This window comes from Halolamina salifodinae (assembly GCF_017874235.1).
GTDB lineage: Archaea > Halobacteriota > Halobacteria > Halobacteriales > Haloferacaceae > Halolamina > Halolamina salifodinae.
Map to the genome: position 1 here is coordinate 60,121 of NZ_JAGGLC010000006.1, position 26,153 is coordinate 86,273.

The 26,153-nt window shown below is 66.6% G+C and carries 27 protein-coding genes and 1 tRNA gene; 13 read left to right on the top strand and 15 right to left on the bottom strand.

The annotated features are described in order from the left end of the window. Positions 1 to 135 precede the first annotated feature (135 nt). The 7 genes from J2753_RS12895 (at position 136) to J2753_RS12925 (ending at position 5,998) form a co-directional block, all read left to right on the top strand. The gene (locus J2753_RS12895; protein ID WP_245334646.1) at positions 136 to 792 is read left to right on the top strand and encodes a metal-dependent hydrolase; all 657 of its coding nucleotides are present in this window, start codon (positions 136 to 138) and stop codon (positions 790 to 792) included. Positions 793 to 858: 66 nt separating this feature from the next. After that, complete coding sequence (locus J2753_RS12900; RefSeq protein ID WP_209492472.1) at positions 859 to 1,443, top strand: hypothetical protein; 585 nt, start codon at positions 859 to 861, stop codon at positions 1,441 to 1,443. A gap of 119 nt (positions 1,444 to 1,562) precedes the next feature. Continuing rightward, positions 1,563 to 2,906, top strand: coding sequence for an FAD-dependent oxidoreductase (locus tag J2753_RS12905; RefSeq protein ID WP_209492473.1), 1,344 nt, complete (start codon positions 1,563 to 1,565; stop codon positions 2,904 to 2,906). Between the two features lie 84 nt (positions 2,907 to 2,990). Continuing rightward, positions 2,991 to 4,379 (top strand): MATE family efflux transporter, encoded by a 1,389-nt coding sequence (locus J2753_RS14645; protein WP_209492474.1) that lies wholly within the window; start codon positions 2,991 to 2,993, stop codon positions 4,377 to 4,379. Beyond that, positions 4,380 to 4,652: a hypothetical protein gene (locus J2753_RS12915; protein WP_209492475.1), complete on the top strand. Its 273-nt coding sequence runs from the start codon at positions 4,380 to 4,382 to the stop codon at positions 4,650 to 4,652. Between the two features lie 203 nt (positions 4,653 to 4,855). Beyond that, the gene (locus J2753_RS12920; protein WP_209492476.1) at positions 4,856 to 5,407 is read left to right on the top strand and encodes a hypothetical protein; all 552 of its coding nucleotides are present in this window, start codon (positions 4,856 to 4,858) and stop codon (positions 5,405 to 5,407) included. A gap of 105 nt (positions 5,408 to 5,512) precedes the next feature. Continuing rightward, entirely contained in the window at positions 5,513 to 5,998 is a 486-nt protein-coding gene (locus tag J2753_RS12925) for a DUF5812 family protein (protein ID WP_209492477.1), read from the top strand. On the opposite strand, the gene J2753_RS12930 is transcribed toward J2753_RS12925, so the two are convergent. The 3 genes from J2753_RS12930 to J2753_RS12940 all read right to left on the bottom strand — a co-directional run bounded on the left by J2753_RS12930 (position 5,976) and on the right by J2753_RS12940 (position 8,250). Next, entirely contained in the window at positions 5,976 to 6,197 is a 222-nt protein-coding gene (locus tag J2753_RS12930; RefSeq protein WP_209492478.1) for a hypothetical protein, read from the bottom strand. The two genes, J2753_RS12925 and J2753_RS12930, sit on opposite strands and share 23 nt — an antisense overlap. 61 nt (positions 6,198 to 6,258) lie before the next feature. Next, complete coding sequence (gene msrB, locus J2753_RS12935) at positions 6,259 to 6,654, bottom strand: peptide-methionine (R)-S-oxide reductase MsrB (protein WP_209492479.1); 396 nt, start codon at positions 6,652 to 6,654, stop codon at positions 6,259 to 6,261. A gap of 447 nt (positions 6,655 to 7,101) precedes the next feature. Then, on the bottom strand, positions 7,102 to 8,250 hold the full coding sequence (locus J2753_RS12940) for an NAD-binding protein (protein WP_209492480.1): 1,149 nt from the start codon (positions 8,248 to 8,250) through the stop codon (positions 7,102 to 7,104). Between the two features lie 94 nt (positions 8,251 to 8,344). Between J2753_RS12940 and J2753_RS12945 the strand changes: the two genes are divergently transcribed. Genes J2753_RS12945 through J2753_RS12955 form a run of 3 tightly spaced genes read left to right on the top strand, consistent with a single transcriptional unit; the run spans position 8,345 to position 11,078 of the window. Continuing rightward, a complete protein-coding gene (locus tag J2753_RS12945; RefSeq protein ID WP_209492481.1) occupies positions 8,345 to 9,556 on the top strand; it encodes a potassium channel family protein in 1,212 nt (403 codons plus the stop codon). Continuing rightward, positions 9,553 to 10,776, top strand: coding sequence for a potassium transporter TrkA (locus J2753_RS12950; protein ID WP_209492482.1), 1,224 nt, complete (start codon positions 9,553 to 9,555; stop codon positions 10,774 to 10,776). The genes J2753_RS12945 and J2753_RS12950 overlap by 4 nt, the downstream gene beginning before the upstream one ends. Before the next feature lie 32 nt (positions 10,777 to 10,808). Then, the gene (locus J2753_RS12955; protein ID WP_345777193.1) at positions 10,809 to 11,078 is read left to right on the top strand and encodes a ubiquitin-like small modifier protein 1; all 270 of its coding nucleotides are present in this window, start codon (positions 10,809 to 10,811) and stop codon (positions 11,076 to 11,078) included. 479 nt (positions 11,079 to 11,557) lie between these two features. Here the strand turns inward: J2753_RS12955 and J2753_RS12960 are convergent, their stop codons facing one another. The 9 genes from J2753_RS12960 to J2753_RS13000 form a co-directional block, all read right to left on the bottom strand. Continuing rightward, complete coding sequence (locus tag J2753_RS12960; RefSeq protein ID WP_209492484.1) at positions 11,558 to 12,730, bottom strand: PGF-pre-PGF domain-containing protein; 1,173 nt, start codon at positions 12,728 to 12,730, stop codon at positions 11,558 to 11,560. 62 nt (positions 12,731 to 12,792) lie between these two features. Further along, the gene (locus J2753_RS12965; protein ID WP_209492485.1) at positions 12,793 to 17,703 is read right to left on the bottom strand and encodes a surface glycoprotein; all 4,911 of its coding nucleotides are present in this window, start codon (positions 17,701 to 17,703) and stop codon (positions 12,793 to 12,795) included. Between the two features lie 144 nt (positions 17,704 to 17,847). Continuing rightward, positions 17,848 to 18,132: a MarR family transcriptional regulator gene (locus tag J2753_RS12970; RefSeq protein ID WP_209492486.1), complete on the bottom strand. Its 285-nt coding sequence runs from the start codon at positions 18,130 to 18,132 to the stop codon at positions 17,848 to 17,850. 172 nt (positions 18,133 to 18,304) lie between these two features. Next, positions 18,305 to 18,598 (bottom strand): ArsR family transcriptional regulator, encoded by a 294-nt coding sequence (locus tag J2753_RS12975; protein ID WP_209492487.1) that lies wholly within the window; start codon positions 18,596 to 18,598, stop codon positions 18,305 to 18,307. Between the two features lie 60 nt (positions 18,599 to 18,658). Then, on the bottom strand, positions 18,659 to 18,970 hold the full coding sequence (locus J2753_RS12980) for a hypothetical protein (RefSeq protein ID WP_209492488.1): 312 nt from the start codon (positions 18,968 to 18,970) through the stop codon (positions 18,659 to 18,661). A gap of 68 nt (positions 18,971 to 19,038) precedes the next feature. Then, positions 19,039 to 19,284 (bottom strand): hypothetical protein, encoded by a 246-nt coding sequence (locus J2753_RS12985; RefSeq protein ID WP_209492489.1) that lies wholly within the window; start codon positions 19,282 to 19,284, stop codon positions 19,039 to 19,041. A gap of 11 nt (positions 19,285 to 19,295) precedes the next feature. Continuing rightward, on the bottom strand, positions 19,296 to 19,628 hold the full coding sequence (locus J2753_RS12990) for a hypothetical protein (protein WP_209492490.1): 333 nt from the start codon (positions 19,626 to 19,628) through the stop codon (positions 19,296 to 19,298). A 1-nt stretch (position 19,629) separates the two neighbouring features. Beyond that, positions 19,630 to 20,493: a ubiquinol-cytochrome c reductase iron-sulfur subunit gene (locus J2753_RS12995; protein ID WP_209492491.1), complete on the bottom strand. Its 864-nt coding sequence runs from the start codon at positions 20,491 to 20,493 to the stop codon at positions 19,630 to 19,632. Positions 20,494 to 20,548: 55 nt separating this feature from the next. Next, a complete protein-coding gene (locus J2753_RS13000; RefSeq protein ID WP_209492492.1) occupies positions 20,549 to 20,869 on the bottom strand; it encodes a hypothetical protein in 321 nt (106 codons plus the stop codon). 76 nt (positions 20,870 to 20,945) lie between these two features. Between J2753_RS13000 and J2753_RS13005 the strand changes: the two genes are divergently transcribed. After that, the gene (locus J2753_RS13005; protein WP_209492493.1) at positions 20,946 to 21,908 is read left to right on the top strand and encodes a succinylglutamate desuccinylase/aspartoacylase family protein; all 963 of its coding nucleotides are present in this window, start codon (positions 20,946 to 20,948) and stop codon (positions 21,906 to 21,908) included. A 44-nt stretch (positions 21,909 to 21,952) separates the two neighbouring features. Further along, positions 21,953 to 22,037: transfer RNA gene (locus J2753_RS13010), tRNA-Leu, on the top strand. A gap of 242 nt (positions 22,038 to 22,279) precedes the next feature. On the opposite strand, the gene J2753_RS13015 is transcribed toward J2753_RS13010, so the two are convergent. Continuing rightward, a complete protein-coding gene (locus J2753_RS13015; protein WP_209492494.1) occupies positions 22,280 to 22,498 on the bottom strand; it encodes a hypothetical protein in 219 nt (72 codons plus the stop codon). Between the two features lie 174 nt (positions 22,499 to 22,672). Between J2753_RS13015 and J2753_RS13020 the strand changes: the two genes are divergently transcribed. Beyond that, on the top strand, positions 22,673 to 22,861 hold the full coding sequence (locus J2753_RS13020; protein WP_209492495.1) for a hypothetical protein: 189 nt from the start codon (positions 22,673 to 22,675) through the stop codon (positions 22,859 to 22,861). Between the two features lie 230 nt (positions 22,862 to 23,091). Here the strand turns inward: J2753_RS13020 and J2753_RS13025 are convergent, their stop codons facing one another. Next, complete coding sequence (locus J2753_RS13025) at positions 23,092 to 24,450, bottom strand: LLM class flavin-dependent oxidoreductase (RefSeq protein ID WP_209492496.1); 1,359 nt, start codon at positions 24,448 to 24,450, stop codon at positions 23,092 to 23,094. A 462-nt stretch (positions 24,451 to 24,912) separates the two neighbouring features. Next, complete coding sequence (locus tag J2753_RS13030; protein WP_209492497.1) at positions 24,913 to 26,133, bottom strand: carboxylate--amine ligase; 1,221 nt, start codon at positions 26,131 to 26,133, stop codon at positions 24,913 to 24,915. Positions 26,134 to 26,153 lie beyond the last annotated feature (20 nt).

Here is a 26,153-nt window from a genome sequence, read left to right on the forward strand (position 1 = left end):
GAACTGAGATGGAGGGGAAGCCCCCACGCCTCGATCACAGGCACCGTTCCGCTGTCGTTTTTCGTGCACTCACCCGTCGTAGTCGCGGGAAACCGCGACACGTTCAAACGTTTCTGTCCCGTATTCCCCGACACAATGATGCTCCCCACCCACGCGCTGTTCGGGATGCTCCTCGCGCTGCCCGTGGCGGCGCTGGCGCCGGAGCACAGCGCCGCCGCGCTGGCCGCCGGCCTCGTTGGGGGAGTTCTCCCGGATCTGGACCTGTACGCCGGCCACCGGAAGACGCTCCACTTCCCCGTGGGGTACAGTCTCCTCGCCGGTGCCGCCGCCGTCGGCGCGCTGCTCCACCCGACGGCGCTGACGGTCGGCGCCACACTCCTACTGACTGCGGCGGCCAGCCACAGCCTCGTCGACGTCTTCGGCGGGGGACTGGAGCTCCGCCCGTGGGAAGGAACCTCCGACCGCGCGGTCTACGACCACTACCGCGGGCGCTGGATCGCGCCCCGGCGCTGGGTTCGCTACGACGGCGCCTCCGAGGATCTGCTGCTTTCGGTCGGACTCGCCGGCCCGCTCTGGGTTCTCGTCGATCCGCCGTTCCGCCCGGTCGTGGTCGCGGCACTGGGCATCGCCGTGGTGTACACCGCTTCCCGCCGGACGCTCCCACGGATCGCCCAGACGCTCGCGATGTCGGTGCTCCCGGGTCGCGTGCCGCCGTCGCTGCTGGCGAAGCTTCCGGACCGGTACTCGGCCGAGGACGCGGGCCGCGACGACGGCACCGAGCGGAGAGCGTGACCACAGTCCCAGCCCAGAAACTACTTCCCCGTACTGTGACGCCTCACTGATACGCCGATGACCCCGTTGACCGTTGGCGCCCTCCTCCTCGTGGGCGCGCTGTTCGTCCTGCTCGCCGTCGGCTACCGGCGGGAGAACACGGCCGCGGTCGCCAACACCGCCACCGCGATTGCGGTGACGCTGGTCCCGCGGACGGTCGGCTGGGCACTCGGCGTCGATAGCGAGGCGGCCGGAATCTCGGCGCTCACGTTCTGGATCGCCGTCGCCAGCGTCCTCCACTGTCTCGGCATGCTCGGGCGCTACGAGTCGGTCTCGTGGTGGGACCACCTCACCCACGCGCTCTCGGCGTCGCTGGCCGCGGCGCTGCTGTACGCATGGCTGCTCGTCTCCGGGCCCGAGCGCGTCGCCTCGACGACCGTGATCGCCGGGACGTTGCTGGGAATACTGGCACTCAGCGTCCTCTGGGAGATCGGGGAGCTACTCGCCCGGGAGGTCGCCCGCCGGTACGGCATCGAACCGGTGCTCGTCCACTACGGCTGGCGGGACACCGCGTTCGACCTGCTGTTCGACATCGTCGGCGCGGCGCTGGTGGTCACACTGGACCTGCGACTGTTCGTCCCGACCGTCGAGTCGATCGTTCGGGCTATCTGAATCGAGTGACTTCGGCGGGTCGGGAGGGCAAACGTCGAAAACCGGATCGTTGATCGTCTAACACCGTCGCCAAAGAATACCGGTTATCCGTGCGGAGTACGAGCGTGGGATTAAGGCTCATGTCCGGCAAGTACGACCTCGTCATCGTCGGCGGTGGCATCAGCGGCGCGTCGCTTTTGTACACGACCGCGAAGTTCACCGACGTGGACTCGATTGCGCTGATCGAGAAGGAGGCGGAGATCGGCGCGATCAACTCCCATCACACCAACAACTCCCAGACGCTGCATTTCGGCGACATCGAGACCAACTACACCCTCGAGAAAGCCGAGGAGGTCAAGGAGGGCGCCGAACTGCTCGCGGGCTATCTGGAGAACCACGACCCCGACCGCGAGATGTACGCCAAGCGCAGCAAGATGGTGCTGGGCGTCGGCGACGAGGAGGTCGGGAAACTCGAACAGCGCTACGAGGCGGAGGGCTTTGGCGACCTGTTCCCCAAACTCCAGCCCATCGGCCGCGAGGAGATCGCCGAGACGGAGCCAAAGGTCGTCGAGGGCCGGGACCCCGACACCGACCTGCTGGCGCTCCAGACCCCCGACGGCTACGTCGTCGACTACGGCGAGGTCGCCAAGTCGTTCGTCGACGCCGTCCGGGATGAGGAGGGCGTCGACGTCCACACCGGGACGGAAGTCACCGACGTGACCCCGACGCTGGAGGGGCACACTATCGCGACCGACGACGCCGGGCGCTTCGACGCCGACGCCACCGTCGTCGCCGCCGGCTCCCACAGCCTCCAGATGGCCAAGGACCTGGACTACGGGCAGGACAAGGTCCTCCTGCCCGTCGCTGGCAGTTTCTTCCTCGCGGACGACCTGCTGAACGGCAAGGTGTACACCCTCCAGATGAAGAAGCTCCCCTTCGCCGCGATCCACGGCGACGCCGACGTCCACGACGGGAGCATCACGCGGTTCGGCCCGACAGCGAAACTGGTACCGACGCTCGAACGCGGCCGCATCTCCACGGTGGGTGACTTCCTCGACGTGTTCGGCCTCAACGTCGACTCCTTCCTCAGCTACGCCAACGTCCTCGCGGACCGCATCCTCCTGCCGTACGTGCTCCGGAACCTCGTCTACGACGTGCCGGGGATCGGCCCCAAGCAGTTCCTCCCGCACGTCCAGAAAGTCGTCCCCAGCGTCGAACTCGACGACATCGAGCGCGCAAAGGGGTACGGCGGCGTCCGCCCCCAGATCGTCGACACGAAGCAGAAATCCCTGGACATGGGCGAGGCCAAGATCGTCGGCGACGACGTGATCTTCAACATCACGCCCTCGCCGGGCGCCTCGACCTGCCTGAAAAACGCGATGCGGGACGCCCACACCGTCGTCGACTTCCTCGGCGACGAGTACGAGTTCGACGAGGACGCGTTCCGCGAGGACACTATCGCCGAGTTCCCGCGGGCAGAGTAAGCCGGCTGAGCCGGCGCTCTCGTCGTTCGGTACCATATTCTACTGCATAGCCACCACTAAGCACCCGCCGACGGAACGCCCGGCGTGAACCTTCCGCCGTCACTCGCTGCCTACCGGGAGCGCTGGGCGCAGATCACCCGCCTCGGCGCCCCGGTCGCCGCCAGTTCCGTCACGCGGAGCGTGATGGGCGCGACGGACATCCTCGTCGCGGCCGCCATCTCCCCCGGCGCCGTCGCCGTCGTCACCATCGCCGACCTCTATCGCCAACTCACGGGCCGCGTCGGGGCGGGCGTGGGCGGCGGCGCGGTCGCGCTCGCCAGTCAGGACACCGGTGCGGGCGCGGAAGCCAACCGCGACGAGACCCTCGCGCAGGCAACGCTGCTCTGCGTGCTGTTCGGCGTCGTCGCCGCGCTCGCGGCGCTCCTGTTCGGCGAACGGCTCATCGGGCTGGTCGAGGGCGGCCGACTCAACCCCGCGGCGGTCGCCGACGGCGCCGACTACCTGCTGGCGACGCTACTCGTCGCGCCGCTCACGCTCCCGAAATCCGTGTTCGCACAGGCGTTCTCGGCCATCGGCGACACCAAGACGCCGTTCTACATCGGCGCCACCGGCGACGTGCTCAACGTCGTCGCCTCGCTGGCGCTGGGGCTCGGCTTCGCGCCGCTGGGGATCCCCCGCCTCGGCGTGCTCGGGCTGGGCGTCGCGACTGCCGGCGCCAGCGTGGCGACGACGATCCTCTACCTCGTCGCGCTCCGGCGCCGGAGCCCGTACAGCTTCGTCCGGCCGAGGGACCCCACGCTCGGCAAGCAGGTGCTGCAGGTCGGCCTCCCGCAGTCGGCCGGCGGCTTCGTCACCAGCGCCGCGATGTTCCCGTTCAGCCGGATCGTGATCGGCTTCGGCACCGAAATCTACGCCGGCTATCAGGTCGCGTGGCGGCTCTACCAGCTGACGGTCGGCACCGTCGCCCCGGGGCTGGCGGTCGGCACGAAGATCCTCGTCGGGCAGGCCGTCGGCGAGGGCGACGTGGCCGGCGCCCGGCGCACCGTCCGGGCGGCGCTCTGGCTGAGCATGGTCGTCGCCGGCGGGGTCGGGCTGCTGCTCGCGTCGGCGACCGAGCCGCTGGCTGCGCTGCTGGTCGCCGGCGAGGACGCGAACCAGTGGACCGTGACGTTCGCCCGCCTGCTCGGCGCCGTCGCGCTGCTGGGCGTCGCGAACAACGTCCTCACGGCAGCGCTGCAGGGGGCCAGCGAGACCCGTGTCGGCCTGGCGTCCCGGATCGCCGGCATGGTCGGCGGGATGGTCGGCGTGACGTGGCTCGTCGGCGTCAGGCTGGGGTACGGCGTCCTCGGCGCCTACGCCGGCATCGCGGCGTGTTACGTGCTGTTCATCGCGGTGTCGGCGTGGGGGTATCTGTTCACGGACTGGGAGGCGCGGGCGGCCGGGATGATGGCCGAGCGCGGCTCGACGGACTGAGTGACTCCGGAGCCCGACCCACTCGAACTCCTTCTCGGCGGCGTCGACGGCCTTCCCAGCCGCGCTGCCCTCCCCGCCCACGCCCAGCGCCCGAATCAGCCACGGCAGCGAGAGCGCCTGAATCAGCAGTCCCGCGAGCGCGAGGCGTCCACCGCCACCGCATCCGGCGGTGGCGCGAATCCGTCGCCGCTCCGTCGGCGTCATCAGAAATCGAAGATTTCTGATTGGCAGACGAGAGCTCCGCTCTCGTCGACGACGTGGCGCGAGGGATGAGCGAGGGTTGAGCCCGAGTGAATCGGCTGGGGAGGCTGAGGCTGCGGCGCGTCGCGGTGCGGTCACAAGTTGCCAAGGGAACTCCGCGGTGACGTTCGCGGTCGCTGTCGGCGACGCACACCCACGAATCACCGGATTCAGAACCATCTTCGCACTAATAATCAAAGCCTGCGTTTAACTCCGCCCACCCACAACCACTGACGATGGCAGACGACTACGGCGGTATCCTCGGCGCCTTCCCCTACGCGTTCCGGCGGAGCGACTCGCTGCTGTTTCGCTCCTACGTGCTCGTGGGCGGCCTCGTGACGCTCGGCCTCGCTCTCACCTGCGTGCTCGCCGTCGTCGTCGTGTTCGGCCAGACCGCCGGCGCCCGCGGCGGTAACTTCACGCTCTCGCGGTCGTTCGTCGCCCTCCTGGGCCTGCTCGCGGTGCTCCCCGTCGTCGCACCCGTCCTGCTGGCCGCCCGGACCCGCCGGCGCGGCCTCGCGGAGGACGCGTCGTTCGAACCGCCCGAGCACTACGAACCGCTGCTCGCCGTCGGGGGCTACCTCTGTGTGCTCTCGCTGTATCTCGCGCTCGTGGCGTCGATGCCCGAGACGTTCACGCTCGACGGCGAGACGGTGACTCGCCCCGCGCCCTCGGGCCCGCTCGCGCCCGTCGTCGCCGCCCTCTACGCACTGCCGTCCCTCGCGGCGCCGCTGCTCCCGATTTCGGCGGCGGCGTTCGTGCTCGCGGTCCACCGACGGCTCACCTGAGGGCCGACGGCTCACCTGAGGGCCGACGGCTCACCTGGGGGCTGACGGCAGACCTGCGCCGGCCGCGGGCGAAATCCCGAAAAGCCTCCGGCGCCCAGCATCCGTATGAGCGACGCAGAACTCGACGGCGCGACCGAGGGCACGTTCCTCGTCACGCACGCCGACGACGACAGCGTACTGTTGCGGGACGTGGATCGCGGCCAGGTCCACACCCTCTCCGAGAACCCCGGACTGGAAGTCGACGACGCCGTCGAGGGTGTCGTCGCGCCCGAGCCACCGCTCGAACTGACCGCCGAACTGGTCGAGGTCAAGGAGCGCCGCTCGCTCTCGATCCGGGAGAGCCGGGAGCCCCCGACCACCCACGAACGCGAGATCGCGGCCGAGCAGTCGGTCGGCGAACTCACCCGGGAGGAACGCGCCGGCATCGGCGAACTCCACATCATCAGCGTGCCCGAGGCGGAGACCGAGGCGGCCGTACAGGACGTGCTCGAGGACCGCGAGGCAACCCTGGGCCGGGCGGCCCGACTGGGCGTGAACCGCGTCGAGATCCGGTCGGCGCCGGGCGTCGTCAGCGTTCGCTACCTGCCGTAGTCGCGTCGCCGGCGTTCTCGACGGCGCCGGCGCGGGCGAACTGCGGGCGATTCTCGATCAGCGACGCGAGGCTGAGTTCCAGCCAGATCAAAAAGGGAAGCAGCACCACGCCCAGAGCAGCCAGCAGTTGGACGACCGCGGGGGAGTCGACGACGGTCAGCGAGGCGCCGACGGTCAGGACGAGGTCCGTCGCGACCATACTCGGCGGGGAAGCGCCGACGGAACCACTGTCGCGGTGCGGCCGCTCTCACGCCGGACAGCTACTCCTCGTCCTCGAAGTCGAGCGCCACCGAGTTGATGCAGAACCGCTTCCCGGTCGGTTCCGGCCCGTCATCGAACACGTGGCCGAGGTGGCCCTCGCAGTTCGCACAGACCACTTCGGTCCGGGTCATGCCGTGGCGGGGGTCCTCCCGGGTTTCGACGGCGTCGTTCTCGGCGGCGTAGAAGCTGGGCCAGCCACAGCCGGAGTCGTACTTGGTGCCGGAGTCGAACAACACCTCGCCACAGCCCTTGCAGCGGTAGATGCCGTCGTCGTCGCGGTCGACGTGCTCGCCGCTGAATCGGGCTTCGGTGCCGCGCTCGCGCAGGATCTCGTACTCCTCGTCGGTGAGTTCCTCGTGCCAGTTCGGTTCCGAATCGGGGGAAGATTCGCTCATGGGTGTAGTTGGGTCGGGACGGGCCTAACGCTTCCGCCAGTTCGTTATGAGGATTCGTCAGTGGCACTTGTGCCGTTACGACAGCCGCGACGGCGAACAGCACCGCGGAGTTCCCAAGGACACTTGCGACCGCCGGGTGCCGGACACGAGGTCCGGTCACCAGAAATCGGAGATTTCTGGTTGGCAGACGAGAATCTCCGATTCTCGTCGACGCCCGCGAGGCGTCCACCGCTCAGCAGCCGGCGGTGGCGCGAAGCGTTCGCGTCGACGGACGCGAACCAAGCGCGAGGGACGAGCGCAGCGAGTGAGTCGGCTGGGGAGGCTGTGGCTGCGGCGCTGTGCGGTCACAAGTAGTCAAGGGAACTCCGCGGTCGTGTTCGCAGTAACAACTCCGACTCTCGGGAACCAGATCGAAACCCGAAAATCACCTCGAAATCCGCCCAAAAACTACTCTTCGCCCAGAATATCGTTCGCCTCCTCCTCCCCATCGCCCTGCCCCATCGCCGACTCCACGAGCAGATGGCCGCCGATGACGGCCGGGCTGATCACGGTGTCGGCGCCGGCGCGTTTGAGTTTACTCACGTTCTCGCGCTGGCTCACCCCGGCGGCGATGTGGAGGTCGGGGTTGAGTTCCCGCGCGGTCAGGATCGCCAGCGCGTCGTTGGCGTCGTTCTGCGTCGCGGCGATGGCGGCCCGCGCCCGCTCGATACCCGCACTGCGCAGGGGTGCCTCGTCGCTGGGGTCGGCGGTCAGCACGTGCACGTCGCGGGTCGCCAGTCGCCGCGTCGTCGTCTCGTCGTCGGTGATGACGACGAACTCCGCCTGGGACTCCAGTTCTTCGAGGATCGGTTCGGTCAGGTCGCCGTAGCCCAGAACCAACACGTGGTTCTCGAGCGTGTCGAGTTGTTGTTCTGTCATGCGTCCGAATGCGGCCGAGAGTCGGGCTTCGATCATCGGCGTCAGCACCACCCCGAGCGCGACGGCGAAGGAGGACACCGAGAGCACCACCACCGACATGGCGAACAGCCGTGCCTGCTGGCTCTGGGCGTAGACGTCGCCGTAGCCGACGGTGCTGCCGGTGACCAGCGTGTAGTAGAACGCGTCGGTCAGGGTGTGCAGGCCGTTGAACTCGTCGCGCAGCGCGTAGGCACCCGCGGTGCCGTACACCTGCGCGGCCACGAGCGACGCGACGGCCGCGACCTGCGTCGTCGAGACGTCCAGTTCCGCGTCGAACGTCCGGCGGTTGAGCGTCACCACGAGCAGCGCCAGCAACGACAGCGCCACCAGCGGCACGGAGTAGTTGGTGGCCTGCAACAGCCCCTGGGCGGCGGTCAGGGGGAGCATCACTACCGTCAGGAGCCAGCCTGCCCGGTAGCGCCGCCGGAGCAGGAGTGCCGCGATCATCGTCAGAAAGCCCGTCAGCGTCCCCGTGAAGCCGACCGTCCGGCGGACAATCGGGGGAACGAACTCAGACAGCGGCCCGGCGGCCGTCATCGTCGAGATGTTGACGATACCCGTCCCCACGGAGAGCGCGGCGACGGCGAACGTCAGGATGATCGAGGCGCGTACCCCCACCCAGTCCCGGTCCAGCTGCATACGCGACGACAGACGGAGGGTGGGCTTAAAAGGGCCAGCAGTCCCGGCCGCCGTCGCCGGTACGCCTATGTCGTCGCCGGCGGTTCGCCCGTGTATGACTCCGCTCCCGCTCCAGATCCTGCTCGGCGTCTATCTCGGGCTGGTGACGGGGATCGTTCCGGCCTTGGTCGCGTGGGGGCTGGGGTTCCTGTTCAAGTACCTGACCAACGTCACCATCCCCGGGTTCGGGGTGGTCGTGCTGGCGCTGGCCATCGCGGGCGTCAACGGCGGCCTGCTGGCGCTCAACGACAAGGCGATCACGGGCAGCGCCAACGGCGTCGCCATCCTCGTGGCCATCGTCGTCGTGCTGATGCTCTCGCTGTACGCCCACGCGAAGGGCGACCAGATGGGCGCGGCGACGCCCAAACGGCTCACGCTGCGAAAGCTCGCGGACCGAACCCTCTCGGCGGACGTGGTCGAACTGGTCGGGAGCCGCGGCCAGGTGAAGCTGAAGATCACCGGCGACGTGGGCGACATGGAGGGCTCGCCGCCGCTGCCGGCCGAACTCCGCACCGCGATCCGCGAGGCGCATCTCGCGCTCCCCGCGGACCTCCCGCTCTCGGAGCTCGAGCGCCGCGCCGAGGACCAACTCCGCACTGGGTTCGACCTCGCGGACGTCTCGGTCCGGATCGACGAACGCGGCCACGCGACCGTTGCCGCGGCGCCGCCCAGCGCCGGCCTCTCGAAGCGCGTCCCCACCGGGAAGCGCGCAGTGTCGCTGACGACGATGGTCCCCACGGGTCTCGCTGCTGGCGACGAAGTGCGCATCCGGACGGCGACGACGAGCTATGAGGGGACCGTCGTGAGCGTCACGCCGCCCGCGGAGAAGGCCGCGAAGCCGACAGTGACCGACGGCGGTACCGACGTCCCGGCGTCGACGCCGACGGCAAAGACTGCGGCAGGGGGCCCCAGCCGCGTCAGCGTCGCCGTGACCCGCGAGACCGCGCGGGCGCTCGTCGGCACAGAGGTAACCGGGCTCTCGGTCCGCTCCCGTGGCGAGCGCCAGGAGTTCGAGCTACTGGCCCTGCTGCGGCGCTCGGGCAAACGGCTCCGCCGGGTCACCGTCCGCGACGACGGGCCGCTCGACGGCGCCAGCATCGGTGAAGTCGGCATCCACTCGACGTACGGCGTCGTCGTACTCGCCGCTCGTGGCTCCTCGGGCTGGGTGCTCGCGCCCGGCAGCGAGTACGTCGCCGAGCCGGGCCAGGAGCTGTTCGTCGTCGGCACGCCCGGCGATCTCGACGCGTTCGCGGAGGTGGCGGCGTGATCCTCCAGTCGCTGCTCGCGCCCGCGGAGCTGCTGCCGTCGCTGGGGCGCCTGCTCTGGCTCTCGGCGCTCTCCTTCGTGGTCTCGCTGTCGCTCTCCGCGCTCTACCGCTGGTACTTCCGGGAGCCGATCCCGCGGGGGCTGGCGGCGCTGTTCGGCGTCGCCGCCGTCGCGCTCTACCTCAACACGGTGGGGCTGCTGGGCCGGGTCATCGGCGCGCCCGGGGCGGACCCGTTCGACGCGACCGGCGTCGGCACCGAACTGCTGACGCTGTTCGCGGCGTTCGTCGCGACGGTCCTGGGCCGCCGGGTCGGCAACGCGCTCCGCGGGGAGATCGCCGCCGCCGCGGGCGCTCACGAGGTCAACGCCGGCGTGGGAAGCGTGCTCCGCCGGGCGGTCCGGCTCTCGGCGGTCGAACTCCCCGACGCCGAGGCCATCGCGGACATGCCCAGCCACGACCCCGTTCCCGCGGAGACGAAGGCGGAACTCGGCGGGAAGACGCTGCTGTTCCCGCGGTCGAACACCACGACGCTGCGCGAGCGCCTGACCACCCGGCTGAAGGAGGACTACAACGTCGGCTACGTCGACGTGGAACTCGACAAGGACGGCACAGTCACGTATCTCGCGCTGGGCTCCCGGCTGGCGGGCATCGGCCCGACGCTTGGGCCCGGCACCTGCGCCGTCGCCGTCGAGGCCGACCCGGCGACTGACGCGGGCCCAGGCGACGTGGTGCAGGTGTGGACGGTCCCCGAGCACACTGCGCCGGCCGAGATGACGGTTCCGGAGGCCGAGACGCCGGACCCCGGGGCGGCCGTCCCCGAGGCGGAGGCGACGCCGCGCCGGGTAACGACCGCCGAGATCCGCGCGACGGCGGGCGAGACGGTCACGCTCGTCGTCGACGAGAACGACGCCGAGGCGCTCTCGCCGGACCGGCGCTACCGGCTGGTGACGCTGCCAGTCGACGCCGGCGCCGACCGGGAGTTCGCCTCGCTGCTGCGCGCGGCCGACGAGACGCTGGGCGTGGTGAAACTTTCCGAGGGGAGCCCGGTGGCCGGCGTCGCCGTCGGCGACCTCGACGCGACGGTCGTGGCGGTCCGGAACGGGGCCGGCGCGCTCGACGCGCTGCCCGACCGTGAGCGCGCGCTCGCGGCCGGGGATCGGGTGTACGCCATCGGCCGCCCCGACGTGCTGCGGTCGCTGGAGGAGCGGGTGGCCGCCTGAGCGCAACGCTCTTTGACGGGCGTCGCCGACGGATGGCCATGCAGTGGAAGCTTTTCGCTGATCTCGCGGAGGCCGCCGGGGAGCGAACTGTCACGGTCGAGGACGACGCCACGACCGTCGGCGACGCCCTGGAGGCGCTGCTCGAGGCCAAGCCCGCACTTGAGGCGCGCGCGCTCGACGCCGACGGTGAGCTACGCGGCGACGTGAACCTCCTCAAGAACGGCGAGAGCGTCGACGCCGAGGAGAGCGTCGCGGCCGGCGACGAACTCGCGCTGTTCCCGCCGGTCAGCGGCGGGGTGTAGCGACGGACGCGGACCCGCCGTCCGTCTTCTCGGCGTCGCGGTCGACCGCCGGATCCACCGCGCCGGCGGTCCCGCCGTCGGCGGCTGTCTGAGACGGCCCGGCGTCACTGTCCGCGCTGACTTCGCCTGCCTCTCGGTGGCTGCCGGTGTGTGTCCCGTTCGCGCTCGACCTCTCGCCGTGCCTTCGCATGGCTGCCGGCCGAGTGGGTCGGCTCCTCCCCCTCGTCGATCAGTCGTCGGTGTCCTCGGTAGACGTGTGTGTGGACTGGCCGGTCCCACGGCCGCGTCGCGTCCTGTGGATTCGGGGTGGCTACACGTATCGTGCTCCCCGGGTCGTGCGTCGGACTGCTCGTCCCGGGATCTGCGAGACTCATCCGGTCTCGACTGTCGGGACCGGGGCTGTACCGATCAGCCGTCGCTCGCGGGCAGGCGCGTCGAAAGAAACGTGGACGGACGACCGATTACGTCGGTCAGTCGCGTTACTGCTGTCGGTACCAGTAGGCGCCGCCGAGGAGCACCAGCACCGCGATGATCCCGATGATCAGGCCGGTGTTCCCACCGCCGTCGCCGCCCGGCGTCGTCGTCGCCGTGGCCGTGTCGGTCGGCTGGTCGGTCGCCGTCGCAGTGGGCGTCGCCGTCTCATCCGGCCGATCGGTCGCCGTCGCAGTCGGCGTTGCCGTATCAGTCGGCGTCGCGGTTGGTGTCGCAGTCGGCGTCGCGGTTGCCGTAGCCGTCTGCTGGTCGCCGCCGCCGGTCTGCCCGCCGCCGGTCTGCCCGCCGCCGGTCTGTCCGCCGCCGCCCGGCGCCTCAGTCGGCGTCGGGGTTGCGGTGGGTGTGGTCGGCGTTTCGGTCGGCGTCGGGGTGGTCGTCTGCTCCTGTCCAGCGACCGCGAACGGCGAGAAGCCGCTCACGTCGGCCGTGAGCGTGACTTCGTTGCCGCTCGTGTCGGTGGACGTAGTCAGCGGGTTCCACGAGCCATCCGTGTAGTGCAGGATGGTCGCGTCACTCGCGGGGATCCCCGCGTTGTCGAGGGCGCTCTGGGAGACGGTGATCTCCACCGTTCCGGAGCTACCCGACGGCGCGGAGATGTCGAGATACGCCGCGACGGAGCGTTCGGACACCGCCGGTGCGCTACCGGGCGGGCCGGACGTCTGTCGGACGTTCACGGTACCGGACGTGCCGGCGCCGAGGTCGACGGAGACGCTCGAAACCTCGTCGGTTCCGAGGTTCACCGTCGCGCGGCCCTCGCTGTCGAGGTCTGCGGAACCGCCCGCGACGGTGTCGGAGTCGACCTGGAAGTCGAGCTGCGTCGTGCCGCCGGACTCCCAGATCGCGACTTTGGATTCACCCATCACCTCGACGGTGACTGCGTCGCCGTCGGAGAGGCCGTTCTGTTGTGTGACTTCGACCGAGTACTCCCCGTTGGAGTCGGTCGTCGTCGTGTTGATGACCTCCCCGTCGTAGCGGACCTCGACGGTAGCATCGGGTACGGGTGCATCGCCGTCAGTCACCGTCCCCGAGTAGACCTGGGGCGGCGACGGCGGCCCTTCTTGCGCCACGGCAGCGGGCGCGAACGCGCCTGTGACCGTCAGCAGAGCGACGGCTACAACAGCGAGTAGCCGCAGCGCCGAACGGTTCGTAGTTCGTGTCATTTTGTAGGTGTCTGTGTCGTGTCCTTTTGGTTGCTATAAATAATTTGGTGGATGGGAGTTAGTTAGGGGGCAGTCCCCGAAATCTGTACGTCATTCGGGAGACTGTTTCCGTTCCCGTCATTGATGTCGTTGTTGTTGCTGTCGATGGACACAATGACTTCTTCGTCCGAATTGATGGTGTAGGTATCCATCGTGATAGTGTAGGTCGGGTCGGCGCTGTTAACGGTCCCGATAGTCCTATCTGTGCCTCCGACGCTCACATTGAAGTCGGTCGCATCAACGTTATTGACCGACTCGCTGAACGTCACATCAACTGAGTCAGACCCAGTGTTGATGGTGACGCTCTGAATCACCGGAGCAGCACTATCACTGACGATTGCATCGCCAGATTTGATGGTCACATCAGCGAGTTCGTTACCCGCGATGTCAGCGGTCGCACCACTACTGCCCGATGCGTAGACGACATCGACAGGAGCACTGCCGATACCGTCATCAGCCGTAGCATCACTGCTGGTGTCGATGGACACCTCAATGGTGTTGTCGTCAGCAGTGGTGCCGGTGGCCTTCGTAGTAGCGGTCGTGCCGCCGATGGTGTAGTCACCGGGTTCGACGGTCGAATCGTCGATCGATTCGGAGAACGTCAGGACCGCCGTGTCGATGTTCCCGTCACCATCGCTGTCCTGCTGGTCAACGCCAGTGCTTGTCGGCGCATTGTCGTCGACGGTCAGCGTCGCGATCTTGTCGTCCTGAACGCTCGCCCCTTTGCTGGGGACGATCTTCGCACCGACAGTGTAGTCGCCGATAGCGGACGGGTAGTCAAGGGTTAGGCTGCTCACCTCGACTCTCACACTCTCTTTCTGCGCGGAGAACGACAGTTCGACTGTGTCGTAGACATTGTCCCCGTCATCGCCGAGTACGAGATTGCTACTGTAGTCGACGTTGTCACCGTCCACGACGTCGACTGTACCAACGCGGGAGTTCTGACTCGTCTGACTGTTCACAACCTTGTCGGGGAGGTTGATGTAGACCGTGTCGGTGTTACCGTCGTCCCATTCGGTGTTCGGACTGACGTCGAACTTGATAACCTGACTGTCGGTAGACGTACTCGGCTGAACTGCCGCCGGGTCCACCATCGGGTTACTGAACGTGCTTGTGCTACCTACGCTCTCAACCTTCAGCGAATCGGAAACACTACTAACGCTGTCTTCAGCGTTGTTGGTGTCCACAGCGTTGTCGATGGTCGCCGTGTACGTGTTACCTCCCGTTGTGGTCGTACTCGTGACTAGCGTGTACGTGTACGGACCCGATCCACTTTCGGTGAATTCGCCTTCAGCAGCACCGATCGTGTCGTAGGTACCACCCAGGTTGTTACTTCCGGTGACCTTGAGCGTGCTAAGCTTCTCGTTCGAAGTAACCGTCAGGACGACATTATCGCTACTGTTTTTCGACACTGAGATGTCGGTATTCAGCGGCGTAGCGTCGTAGTTGACGGTATCGGAGCCGTATTCGACGTTACCACTCGCATCGATGACGGTGACATCCACGTCGGTCTGGCCTTCGTCAGCTGTCGCCGTCGCAGCGTCGATGGTGAAGGTTCCGACGTAAACGCCAGCGGCGTTTTTCTTCAGCGGAACTTCACTCGGACCGCCGAGTGCAGATCCGTCCGCGTAGACTTTCGAGACACCGGAATCGTCAGTTGCATCGACTTTCACTTTGACGGTGTTTCCGTCAACGACGAGTTCGTCGGTCGCATCGCCATTCTCGTAGGCGTTGGTGCTAACGATTGTCGGCTGCCCGCTCTGCAGGCCCGTGTAGTCGACGGGTGCGAGCATGCCACTGTCGTCGTTCGTGAAGAGCCAGTAACCCTCGCCGGGTTCCAGCACCTGCACGTTCTGACCAGTGTAGCCCTTCTCGACGCCCCAGTCAGCACTGCTCGGGAGCGTGGACATCGCCTGGTCGACGGACTGGTCACCTTCCTGGAACGCACCTACCAGGTTCCAGCCGTTGTTCAGCGATTCGCTGTTAATAGCGACTGCTTCCTCGTCGGACGGCACGTTCTCGACTTCAACGTCGACGGAACCGCTGGAGTTGGCCTTGACGATGTAACCGACACCGCCGACCATCTCCTGCAGGTCACCGTCGCCGGTCTGGACGTTGTAGGACATCCAGCCGTCGTCGTAGGTCATCACCGAGTCGACCTCGTCACCGAACTCGACGTCGTCCAGCGCGACCGAGCCAGTCTCGGCCGGGATGGAGACGACATTGAGGTCTTCGGTGTAGCTGAGTTCGAACGTGACATCAGCACCGGTCGTTGCGGTGGACGAGCTGTCACCGAACTGCTCGGTGACAGTCGTCGCGTTCAGCATCGCGTCGCCGCCGGTCTGCACTTCGTCCGAAACGGTGACGTTCACGATGCCGTCGCCGTCCGTTGCGGAAGCGTCAGCCACGGAGACGCCCGCACCGTTGAACTGCTTGTCGAACGTCGCCGCGCTGATCGGCTCGCTGAAGGTCAGTCGAACATCGATCTGACCTTCGCTACCACCGACGATATCGGCGTCAACGAGATGCGAATCCTCGGTGTCCACGGTGGTCATGTCGGTTCCGCCCTCGACGCCAGCGGCTGCCTCGTTGTCGGCGTCAACGGCGTCGTGGACGGTCAGCTTGTACTGGCCGTCGTAGTCGGCCTCAACAGTCGTCGTGTATCGGACATCACCGTTGCTCTTCGTCGTTGCAGTGAAGTCGTCAATCGTGACGTTGGTGGTGCTGTCCTCTGCGTAGTGGACGTTCGTCACGCCCACGTCGAGCGTCGAGAGTGCCTCGTCGGACACGATGACGACCTGCATCTCGCCGTCAGCGTTGGCGTTCTCGAGGTGGACACTGTCCGAAGCCGGGTCAGCACCACTCTGGTACGTAACTGACGGGACGTTGTCGACCTCGGCAGTCTGGGTAGCCATTACGGAGCTACCGTCGTCCTTGGTGATCGTCAGCTTGGCCTTAATTAGGCCGTCCTCCAGCGTGCTCGTGTTGAGCGTGTGATCGGCCAGTTCGGTGTACTCACCGAACGTGCCGCTCGTCCCGTTGTACACGGCGTAGGACACTGTCACGGACTCGTCGCTGGCCAGACCGCTGTAGTCGAAGAGATCTGCAGCCTGCACGCCGGCGGGCGTGTCCGCCGACAAGCCGGTAGTCAGGTCGGCATCACCGGTCAGCAGGGTATCTCCCTTCGCGGTGATCGTCCCTTCGACGTTGTTGATCGTTAGCGACGAGCTAACGCGGTCCGTGTTGCTGGCATTGTCTTCGGCAACGACGACCAGTTTGTAGCTGGCGCCGTCAGCCACAGTTCGCGTGTCGAAGCTGGCCGCCTCGGACGGCGTCAGCGTCGCCACGGTTTCGCCATTGGATGTCAGTTCGTACGTCCTCGATACGACGTCGTCGCCAGTGACGGTCACCGCGTTACGGAAGTCGACGACACCGCTAAGGTCCTTGGTGAAGCTGCCACCGACGTGCGAGGTGACGCTCGGATCGGTTGTATCGACGCCGAACGTCGTGTTCGCGTTCGAGGCGAGGCCGTTCGTAACGTCATCCTGAGCGGCGACGACCTCAACCATGGCAGAGTCGTTCTCGAACCCAGTACCGATGGCGAGGGTCGCTTCAGCCACATTCGGCTCGCCCGTCGGTGACGTGAAACTCGCCAGGCCGATGTCAGAGGCGGTTCCTTTGAGGAAGACATCGGCTTTGACCTGACTCGCGTCGACCGAGTCATTGAACGTGACACGGACGGTCGCGGAGTCAGACGTGTTGTACGTTCCACTGTACCCTGCGAGTTCGACACTCTCGACGCCGATCTCGGTCGTGTCAACGGAGAACTCGTAGTTCGCGCTAGCCGAGTTTCCGTTGGCATCGGCTGCCGAGACTTCGACGTAAATCGGCCCGTCCGGGAGCGTCGTCTGACTAGACGCTTGGGATGGGTCAATCACAATCTCGGTCTCGTCAGAATCGCCGTACGCCGCATTTACTGAATATGCATCACTGCTCTCAGTATACAGCGTTGCCGAGTCGTTCGTGACAGTCACTTCGATACTGTCGGTGTTGAGGTTAGCCTCAGTAGCGATGATGCTAATCTTCTGCTGATTGTCACCAACTTCACTGTCCGCAGTCGGTGAATTGAGGCTAAGCGTAGGTCCACCAACATCGACGGTGAACGTCTGCTCGCCCGAAGTGAACGAATTACCCGCGTTATCGGCGGCCGTCACGGTCCACGTCATACTACCGTCGACGAGGTCCGGAATATTCTCACTCGAGAAGTCGACCGTCAGGTTGTCAGTGCTCTCGTCGTAGGTGACACCCGTGGGTGCCTCGGAGACGTTGAGCTTGTAGGTCTTCTCTTTATCTGACTGATCGACACTCACTTCGACGGTGTCAGAGTTAATACCCGCCTGACCATTTTCGGTGAGGTTGATCTCCAGCGTAGGCGTAGTGGTGTTAACCGTCCCACCCGCGATGTTGCTGACCGTGGCCCCCAGCGATGGCTCAGAGTTATCGATCACGAACGAGGTAATCGCTTCTGCGCTTGCTGAGGTGGTGTCACTACCTTCACTGGCGTATACGGATGCCTCACCCTCAGCTGCACCGCCAAGGGAAAGCTCCGCGGTTACGACGCCGTTCTCTTCTCCGTCGACGTCGTTCGTACCACCGTCAGTAACGGTCGTCTTTGAACCAACCGGGGAATCACCACTATCCACTACTAGGAAAGTGGCATCATTTCCTGCTGTCGATACATCTGTTGAGACAGTGATAGTGTCTCCTGGTTGAGCAGGAGCACCACTGTCTACGGATAGGCCGCTTGCGGCCGCCGCGGCCGTTCCCGCCAGCGCCATGGTGCCTCCGAAGACGGAGACGACCATCAGCGCCGCTAGGAACACCGCGCGCGCCTTCTCGCGTGTCTTGCTGTGTGTCATGATTTCGTTTATCATGCCCGAACGGGAGCCGTTATGTTGACCCTAACTCCCATTCGCACATACCACCGGTATATACCCCCTCTTTGTTAAATGGTTGGGGTGTCTCGCAGACGTTGGGTTCTCAACACGTATCGCGAAAACGGGATGCCGTCGACGCCGCTACCCCTGCCCACGTTCCAGTAGTTCCTCGAAGTCGGCGTCCGGGTCGTCGTACCGATCCCGGAGGGTGCGTGCCACCTCCCCCGTGGAGGTGAGTTCGTACAACCCGGAGTTCTCTGCGGGCCCGACACGCTGGACTAACTCCTTCTCCGCCAACGCCCGCAGCCGCGTGTTGACGTACGAGCGGTCCCGATCCAGCCCGGCGGCGATGTTGATCGCGTTGTTCCGCCCCTGCTCGTCGAGGAATGCGAGTATTTCGAAGTCGGTCGGTTCTACGAGCTGCATCGCCGGAGTGATGGCCGTCGTCCCTGTCGACGCGCTACGAACGGTTCCATACCCCTAGTATATACCAATGGAATATAATACTTCGTCCGGCGTGTCCCGCGGCAACGGGAGGAACAAACCCCGAGAACTGTCCGCCAGCGCCGGGCGGGCGCTGTCACACCCCGGGTGGCCGTCAGTCCCGCGCTTCCAACCGCTCCTCGACCAGCGCGTCGAAGTCGACGTTCTCGTCGGCGTACTCCGCCTGCAGGTCCGCGACGACGATCCCCGTCTCAGTGATCACGTATAGGCCGCTGTTCGGCGCCGGCCCCACACGCTCTAGGAGTCCGTAGTCCGCGAGCACCGGGAGACGGGTGTTGATGTACGAGCGGTTCTTGTCGAGAACGTGAGAGAGGTTGCTCGCGTTGTTCCGTTTCCCGTCGGAGAGGGCCTGTAGAATCTCGAAATCCGTCGGGGCCGTTAACCTCATACAGCCCATACTCACCACCGGCAGCAATAATCCTTTGGAGTCTAACGCGCGCGTGAGTGGTCAGTCCCCCCCTGGTCCATCGCCGTTCACTGCACCCAGTGCGAACTGCAACTCGTCGATGATCTCCTCGTGACGGGAGATCGCCTCCTCGAGGTACTCTTTGGTCGAACGGTGATCTGTCTCCGACCGAGACATTCTGAAAACGTGTTCCTCTAGGGCACGGGTGGTGTACGAGTCCGCCTTCAGGAGCGAGCAGGCGATCTGCCAGCTGAGCTCGGACTCCCCGGGCGGCCCCCCAGCCAGCTCCGGCCCGTGGCCATCCGCCTCGATGTCGATTTCGGGGTCACTCCGACTTTTCATCACATAGGACATTACTCCTATCCAACTTAAAGCCATTCACTGCGTTTACATTTTTCCGGCGGCAGCTATCGCAGATATATTCAACTACGCATCGAACTCAAATACTGATAATTTAGGTGGATAAACCCCCCCGCAAGCGAGGGGTAGGACGCTATCAGAAATCGCCGGCGGCTGATCGGTGGCGCCGATGCGCTGGAGCCGGAGGGTGGCCCCGCGGGGTCGGTCGGCGTGACGACGGTCGTCGGCGAGAGTTCGGCGACCGCACGGCGGAACTCCCCGACGCTCCGGCGCTCGATGCCGCCCAGCGAACTCGACAGGGCCGTCATCGAGAGGCTGGTCACTCCGACTCGTCTAACTGCTCGGCCAGCGTCACGGCGTCGGCGGCGACGGTGGTGTAGTCGACGCCGGCCTCGTCCGAGACGAGGCGGATGTGGGAGGCAAGCAGCGAGAGCGCCTGCATCCCCTCCTGCTGGGGGTCGTCGGCCTCCTGGGCGAACGTCGAGTCGACCTCGCGGCCCTCGCGGACGACGCCGACGTAGAACGCGGTGGCGTCCTCGCCGATCAGGTCGCGGGCCTCCTCGACCCGGCGGGCGAACGCTTCGTCGTCGGTCTCGCCGCCGGTGCTCTCGGCATCGGCGTTCCCGTCGTTTCCGTCGTGGTTGTCGGCCACGTTACTCGGGGCGGGGGCGGGCGACAAACAGCGTTTGGACGATGCTGAACGGGTCGTACACCGACTGGTGGCAGGCACAGTAGACGCCGTCCTCGCCGCCGAACGACGCGGCGCCGGCGCTCTGCTTGTAGCCCGGCACACAGCAGAAGTGGGTACATTTGTTGAGCCACGCGATGAACCCCTGACTGGTGCTCGCGCTCAGCCAGTCGACGATGGACTGGTCGGCGTCGGTGTTCCCGTTGGCGATCTCCTCGATGATCGGGCTCCGGATCACCTGAATCGGGATGGTGTTCTCGGCGTCCTCGGAGCGCCAGCGACCGGTCGCGGGCTTGCCGAGGCCGTCCTCGCCGATCCCGTTGCCCCAGGACTCGTAGTTCTCGAACATGCTGACGTTGAGTCGGTCCCCACCCTCGAGTTCCTCGCTCTGCCAGTCGTAGGCCGGCCCGGCGTCCGAGCGGAGGTAGTTCTCGGACTCGTAGGTGGGGACGATCCCCTCGTAGGACTCGACGCCACAGTACTGGAACCACTCGGAGGAGTAGGGGACGCCGCCCATCTCCGTCTCGGCGACTTCGATGGTTCGGCCACCCTGTTCGACCTCCTGGACCTCGGGCCAGACGCCCTTGAGGTAGCCTTCGTCGTCGATCTCGATGGGAATCTGGGGCATCCCACGCGGGGCGGGACCCGCGGTGTTCTCGATGGCCATCGCCTCCGTCGACCCGCCACCCTCACCGGGTGAGGTAGTCGCGGAGTTGATGCCGACCGCGCTGGTCATCCCGACGGCCGCCAGCCCCGAGCCGCCGACGACGCCCTTCACGAACCGCCGCCGCCCGGATTCGGCGGGATACTTGTCCTCGTCTGCGCTCATGGCCAGTAGGTCGGGACCGCGTTCTCAAAAGCATGGCGAAGCACACGGGACTCGCCTACTCCGGAGGTCGTCGACGGTGGTCGATCAGCACCGTCCCCGCGCGGACGACGACGTACAGCGCCGTCGTCGCCAGCGCGAGGGCGCCGACGACGAGCCAGAGCTGCTCGACGTTCTGCGCGACCTCGCTGAGCAGTCGGACGGCGGGTTCGAACAGTCCTCCTCCGACGCTTAGCAGGCTTCCCAGCGCACCGATCACCCCGGCCGCGACCAGCGCGAACGCGATCCAGAAGGCGGCGATGGCTACGATGACGAGACACTCTTCGAGCACCCACCGAACCCGGTCGGGGAGCGCGTCCGGCGGCGGGGACTGAACCATACACTTGCGTATCACATATGGCGGGAAAAAAATGTCGGCCGGTGCTACAAAGGCCCCCGGGCCCCTCGCCTCGGCCATGCACGACGCAGAGCGAATCACGCTCGCCAGACTCCCCTCGGGCGTCGAACTGGAGACAACGATCCACACCTACGGCGACGGCGGCGGGCCGACGGTGTACGTACAGGCGGCCCAGCACGGCCGCGAGATCAACGGAACCGAACTGCTGCGGCGGCTCCACGGCGAACTGCTCGCCAGGCAGGACGACTTTTCGGGCACGCTCGTCGCCGTCCCCGTCGCCGACCCAATCACGTTCGACCGGGTCTCCTACACCGCACCGGAGGCACTGGATTCCGTCAACGCCAACATGAACCGCTGCTGGCCCGGCGACGAGGACGGGACCCTCCACGAGCGCATGGCGGCACGGCTCTGGGAGTACGCCGGCGAGGCCGACGCCATCGTCGACCTCCACACCGGCGGGAAGGCGATGCTGAGCCACACCGTCTACCTGAAAGGCGACGCCGAGTGTCGCGCGCTCGCGGAGGCGTTCGACCACGACCTCCTGCTGGCGGAGGCGGCGGGCGAGGACGCCGACGCCGAGTGGGCCGACCGCGGCTTCGGCGGGAAACTCCGCGTCGCGGCGACCCAGGCGGGAATCCCGACCATCACGCCCGAACTCGCGCACAACACCGAACTCGTGGAGGACGCCATCGACGCCGGCGTCGCGGGGATGCTGGAGGTGCTCCGCCACCTCGACATGCTGCCCGGCGAGACGGCGCCGACGAACGCCACCATCGCGCGGAACCACCTCGGCCGGGTGAAAGCCGCCGACTCGGGGCTGTTCCACATCGACGGCGACGTGGAACTCGGGGACTACGTCGAACCCGGCGACCACGTCGGGGCGGTGTACGACCCGACGACCTACGGGGTGCTGCAGGAGGTGACGGTGGACCGTGAGGGTATCGTCTACTCGCTGGAACAGGAGGCGACGGTGACCGCCGGGGCGACGCTGGTCGGGGTCGCCCTGTTGCTGGAGGAGTAGCCGACCGAAACCGACTTCCGGGATAGCGGGGAAGCCTCGGGTACGCGAGGGTGGCCGAGTCAGGACAAAGGCGGCGGGCTTAAGACCCGCTCCCGTAGGGGTCCGTGGGTTCGAATCCCTCCCCTCGCATACCGCCTCGAACGCCAGTGAGAGGCGTGTATGCGTCTCGGAGGGTTCGAAGCAGGGAGCGGGAGGTGAGCGAGCAAGGCGGGACCGGAGGTCCCGCTGGCAGCCGACGGCTGCGGCCGTCGGCGACGAAGCGAGTTCGCGTGGTTCGAATCCCGCCCCTCGCGATTCTCTGTTCGGCGTGCGGACTCGCTCGAGTCCTTTCGATCTGCGCTGTGGTGAAACAGTCAAAAATCTCGGATCACTCAGCGACCGCGCTGCTCTTCTTCGAGTTCCCGAGCCCGCTCGTTGATCTCGGCGAGTTCCCGGAGCCGTTCGTCCTCGGAGCCGCCGTGGCCGATTCGGACAGACAGGTCCATCGGCGACGGGACGAAGCGCCCCTCGTCCTCCTCGTCAGCTTCGGGTTCCGCTTCCTCGCCACCCCTGAACAGAGCGAGGAACAGTTCCCAGACACTGCGGGCCATACGGTACTCTACGAGCCGAAGGTTGGTAAGCGTTAACGTGGATTTCTCCGCGGGACCGACTATCCGGTAGTCTCACCGGCCCGAGTCACTGGCTCTCGGAATCATCGACGACCCCACACCGCCTGTATCGACGCCACAAAGCCTTTCATCGACGCCTAATTATATCTCATTACCATGCTACCGTCGTCGACGCCGGCCCGCGCCGACCTCCATCTCCTCTTCATCGCGGTCGCCCTCGCGGCCGGGTTCGGGTGGGGGCTGGCGTCGCCGCTGTCGCTCGGTGCCGGCGGCGCCGCCGGGTCGGTCGTCGCGAGCCTCGCCGTCGTCGATGGCGTCGTACTCAACCCCCCGACGGAGAACTGAGCCGTCGCTGATCGAGTGAGCCGTCACTGACGAACGAAGCCGTCACTGATCGAGTAGCGCTCAGCGAAAACGGGCCGCGCCGCCGCGAAAAAGCGCGGCGGCACGAGCCCGGTTGGTCCCCGCTGACGCTTCGGCCCTCCAAAGCGAAGCGTCAACTGAACCATGTGGGTGGAACAACTTAAACCTACTCGCTCCGGGTTTTCTTCGAGCGAACCCAAGTCGCGCCGACTCTACTGCCGGGCCGGGTGGTGCTCGGGCAGGCGCTGCTGGCCCTCGCCGTAGAGGCGCTCACGGAGGGTGTCGCCCGCGTACTCAGTTCGGAACAGATCCCGGTCCTGTAGCTCCGGCACCACCTGATCCACGAAGTCGTCGAGGCTGCCCGTGCGGACCGCCTCTTTCACGTTGAAGCCGTCGACGCCGACCTCCTCGTGCCAGTAGACCAGTTCGTCGGCGACCTGTTCGGGCGTGCCGACGACGATTGGGGAGGTAGAGCCGAGACCGGAGAACTCCGCCACCTCGCGCACCGTCCACTCCCGGTCCGGGTCGGCCTGCGTGAACGCGTTCATCGTCCCCTGGATCGCCTGGGTCTCGATGTGCTCGACCTTCTGGTCCGGATCGAGTTCGGAGAGATCCATGTCGAGAAAGCCCGAGAGGAGCGCGAGCGTCGCCTCGACGTCGATGGACTCCTTTAGCGCCTCGTACTTCGCCTCCGCTTCCGCCTCCGTCGGCGCGACGATGGGGACGATGCCGATGAAGAACGAAATCGAGTCCTCGTCGCGGCCGGCGTCGGCGGCCCGCTGCTTCACGTCCGCCATGTACTCCCGGACCCCCTCCTCGGTGGGCTGGGAGCAGAACACCGCCTCGGCGTTGGCGGCGGCAAAGTCCCGGCCGTACTCCGAGGAGCCGGCTTGATAGATCACGGGCGTGCGCTGGGGCGACGGCTCGGAGCCGTGCGGGCCGGGGACGTCGAAGAACTCGCCTTCGTGGTCGATGCTGTGGACCTTCTCCGGGTCGGTGTAGCGGCCGGCGTCGGCGTCCCGCAGCACGGCGTCGTCCTCCCAGGAGTCCTCCCAGAGCGCGTAGCAGACCTCGAGGAACTCCGCGGCGCGCTCGTAGCGGGTTTCCTTCTCCATGCGTTCGTCGAGGCCGAGGTTGTCGGCAGCGGACTCGAGGTAGGAGGTGACGACGTTGAACGCCACCCGGCCGTCGGTGAGGTGGTCGAGCGTGGAGAACTCCCGGGCGAGCTGGTAGGGGTGGTTGTAGGTGGTCGACTTCGTCACCGCGAAGCCGAGGTCCTCGGTGGCTTCGGCCATCGCCGGCACGACCAGCGCGGGATCGTTCGAAGGTGTCTGGACGGCCTTCTCGATAGCCGTCTCGCGGTCGCCGCCGTAGACGTCGTAGATGCCGCGCACGTCGGCGAAGAACACGCCGTCGAACTTGCCGCGTTCGGCCGTGCGGGCCACGTCGGTCCAGTACTCGCGGTCGGTGTACTCCGCCGACCGGTCGCCGTCCCGGCGCCACGTTCCGGGCGAGACGTGCTCGACGGAGTTCATCGTGAAGAGATTGAGGTGCAGATGCTCGTCGCTCATCTTGGTTGTTGGTTGGGGGCTGCGGGTTAGGAACTACCGGGTGCCGGCGAAACGGTGGGGTTTCGAGGTTATTCGGATTCGTTTGTTTTTGGATCGATGTTGGTGGCGTCGACGACAACCGCGACAGCAACAGCATCTCGTTCGTTGGCAAATTGTGACCGCATGGCGCCGGGGATGAACCCCGGCACAGCGCCGAGTCCCCACCCCTCCCCCCGCGCTCGCCGACTGCTGGCGAGCGCGAGGCGTCCACCGCAACCGTACCGCGGCGGCGCGAAGCGCTCGCGCCTCTGTGCGCGAGGCGAGCGCGAGGGATGAGCGAGGGTTAAGCCCGAGCGAGTCGGTTGGGGAGGCTGTGGCCGCGGTGCAGTAGCTGTGCGGTCACAAGTAGTCAAGGGAATTCCGCGGTGCCGTTCGCGGGGCTGGTCCAGACCCGAAAAACGACCGCTAACCCACCAAACGCGCCTAACAGGAACAGTAGTAGTCCCGATCCGTGAACTCCGTATCGATCAACTGCGCGGTCGGCACGGGATCGCTCGGGCGATACACACCCGTCGTCAGAGTCCCCTCCGTCTCGAACGCGCCCGAAACCAGCGACGCCCAATCACCCGTATCCAGCACGTCCCAGAACGTCTCCTCGCCCGCCAGCAGCGTCAGGTAGTCACGCAGGTACACCCAGCGCCCGTCGCCGATTTCGCCGGCCTTGAACGCCTCGCCGGTGGCGTCGGCGTACGCCGCGTACGGCAGGTCCGCACCCACCGAAACCGGGAGCGAGACCCACTTCCAGGGCCGCGTGTTGATGTCCAGTAGCACGTACTCCTCGCGGTCCGCGTCGTAGACGAACTCCGACTCGCTGATGCCGTAGTAGCCGGCGTCCTCGATCACCGAGAGCGCGCGGGCCTCGATCTCGGGCGCGTCGACGGTTTCGACCAGACACGAGGTGCCGAACTCCAGCGGGAACCGCACGGCGGCGTTTCCGACGACGGCGATTGGGTCGCCCGCCTCGGGCACGTAGGAGGCCAGCGAACGGTCCTTCCCCGTCGCGATGTTCACCTTCTCCTGCAGCATCACCTCGACGCCGGCCGCGGCGGCGGCGTCGAGCACGTCGTGCAGTTCCTCGCCGTTCACGACTTCGACGACGTTGCTCCCGATAGCCTCCTCGCCCTCGCGCTTGCGTGCGGGCTTGACCACCAGCGGGAAGCCGAGTTCCTCGGCGGCCGCGTCGGGGTCGGTCTCGCTCGGGAAGTACGTCTCGGGGTAGGGGACGCCGAGTTCCTCGGCGCGCTTGTAGAGTCGGCTCTTGTCGAGGACGCTCACGTGGTTGCCCCACGGCAGAGTCACGTTCTCCACGCCGGCGTCGGCGAACCCGTGGACCCACTCGTCCATGCAGCCGAAGGCGACGACCTCGCCAGCCGCGTCGGCGATAGCGGCAAGGTCTTCCGCGAACCCCTGAGGATCGTCCAGTGGGTAGCGCACTCGGCCGGCGAAGTCGATGGCGTCCGAGTGGGGCGCCACGCCGTCACCCACCTGATCGATGGCGATGACGGGCACCCCGTGGGCGTCGAGCGCGCGGGCGACGCTCAGCCCCGTGATGTGTGCGTTCGCGACCACAGCGGGCGTGCGGTCGAACTCGGCGTCGGCGACGGCGTCGACGAGCGCGTCGGTGTCGAGGAACTGCTCGGCCATACCCGTCCTACGGGGTGGGT

Coding starts and splice junctions, on each gene's coding strand:
- J2753_RS12895 (WP_245334646.1), top strand. CDS start 136: ATGATGCTCCCCACCCACGCGCTGTTCGGGATGCTCCTCGCGCTGCCC.
- J2753_RS12905 (WP_209492473.1), top strand. CDS start 1,563: ATGTCCGGCAAGTACGACCTCGTCATCGTCGGCGGTGGCATCAGCGGC.
- J2753_RS12920 (WP_209492476.1), top strand. CDS start 4,856: ATGGCAGACGACTACGGCGGTATCCTCGGCGCCTTCCCCTACGCGTTC.
- J2753_RS12925 (WP_209492477.1), top strand. CDS start 5,513: ATGAGCGACGCAGAACTCGACGGCGCGACCGAGGGCACGTTCCTCGTC.
- J2753_RS12930 (WP_209492478.1), bottom strand. CDS start 6,197: ATGGTCGCGACGGACCTCGTCCTGACCGTCGGCGCCTCGCTGACCGTC.
- msrB (WP_209492479.1), bottom strand. CDS start 6,654: ATGAGCGAATCTTCCCCCGATTCGGAACCGAACTGGCACGAGGAACTC.
- J2753_RS12940 (WP_209492480.1), bottom strand. CDS start 8,250: ATGCAGCTGGACCGGGACTGGGTGGGGGTACGCGCCTCGATCATCCTG.
- J2753_RS12945 (WP_209492481.1), top strand. CDS start 8,345: ATGACTCCGCTCCCGCTCCAGATCCTGCTCGGCGTCTATCTCGGGCTG.
- J2753_RS12955 (WP_345777193.1), top strand. CDS start 10,809: ATGGCCATGCAGTGGAAGCTTTTCGCTGATCTCGCGGAGGCCGCCGGG.
- J2753_RS12960 (WP_209492484.1), bottom strand. CDS start 12,730: ATGACACGAACTACGAACCGTTCGGCGCTGCGGCTACTCGCTGTTGTA.
- J2753_RS12965 (WP_209492485.1), bottom strand. CDS start 17,703: ATGATAAACGAAATCATGACACACAGCAAGACACGCGAGAAGGCGCGC.
- J2753_RS12970 (WP_209492486.1), bottom strand. CDS start 18,132: ATGCAGCTCGTAGAACCGACCGACTTCGAAATACTCGCATTCCTCGAC.
- J2753_RS12975 (WP_209492487.1), bottom strand. CDS start 18,598: ATGAGGTTAACGGCCCCGACGGATTTCGAGATTCTACAGGCCCTCTCC.
- J2753_RS12980 (WP_209492488.1), bottom strand. CDS start 18,970: ATGTCCTATGTGATGAAAAGTCGGAGTGACCCCGAAATCGACATCGAG.
- J2753_RS12985 (WP_209492489.1), bottom strand. CDS start 19,284: ATGACGGCCCTGTCGAGTTCGCTGGGCGGCATCGAGCGCCGGAGCGTC.
- J2753_RS12995 (WP_209492491.1), bottom strand. CDS start 20,493: ATGAGCGCAGACGAGGACAAGTATCCCGCCGAATCCGGGCGGCGGCGG.
- J2753_RS13000 (WP_209492492.1), bottom strand. CDS start 20,869: ATGGTTCAGTCCCCGCCGCCGGACGCGCTCCCCGACCGGGTTCGGTGG.
- J2753_RS13005 (WP_209492493.1), top strand. CDS start 20,946: ATGCACGACGCAGAGCGAATCACGCTCGCCAGACTCCCCTCGGGCGTC.
- J2753_RS13015 (WP_209492494.1), bottom strand. CDS start 22,498: ATGGCCCGCAGTGTCTGGGAACTGTTCCTCGCTCTGTTCAGGGGTGGC.
- J2753_RS13020 (WP_209492495.1), top strand. CDS start 22,673: ATGCTACCGTCGTCGACGCCGGCCCGCGCCGACCTCCATCTCCTCTTC.
- J2753_RS13025 (WP_209492496.1), bottom strand. CDS start 24,450: ATGAGCGACGAGCATCTGCACCTCAATCTCTTCACGATGAACTCCGTC.
- J2753_RS13030 (WP_209492497.1), bottom strand. CDS start 26,133: ATGGCCGAGCAGTTCCTCGACACCGACGCGCTCGTCGACGCCGTCGCC.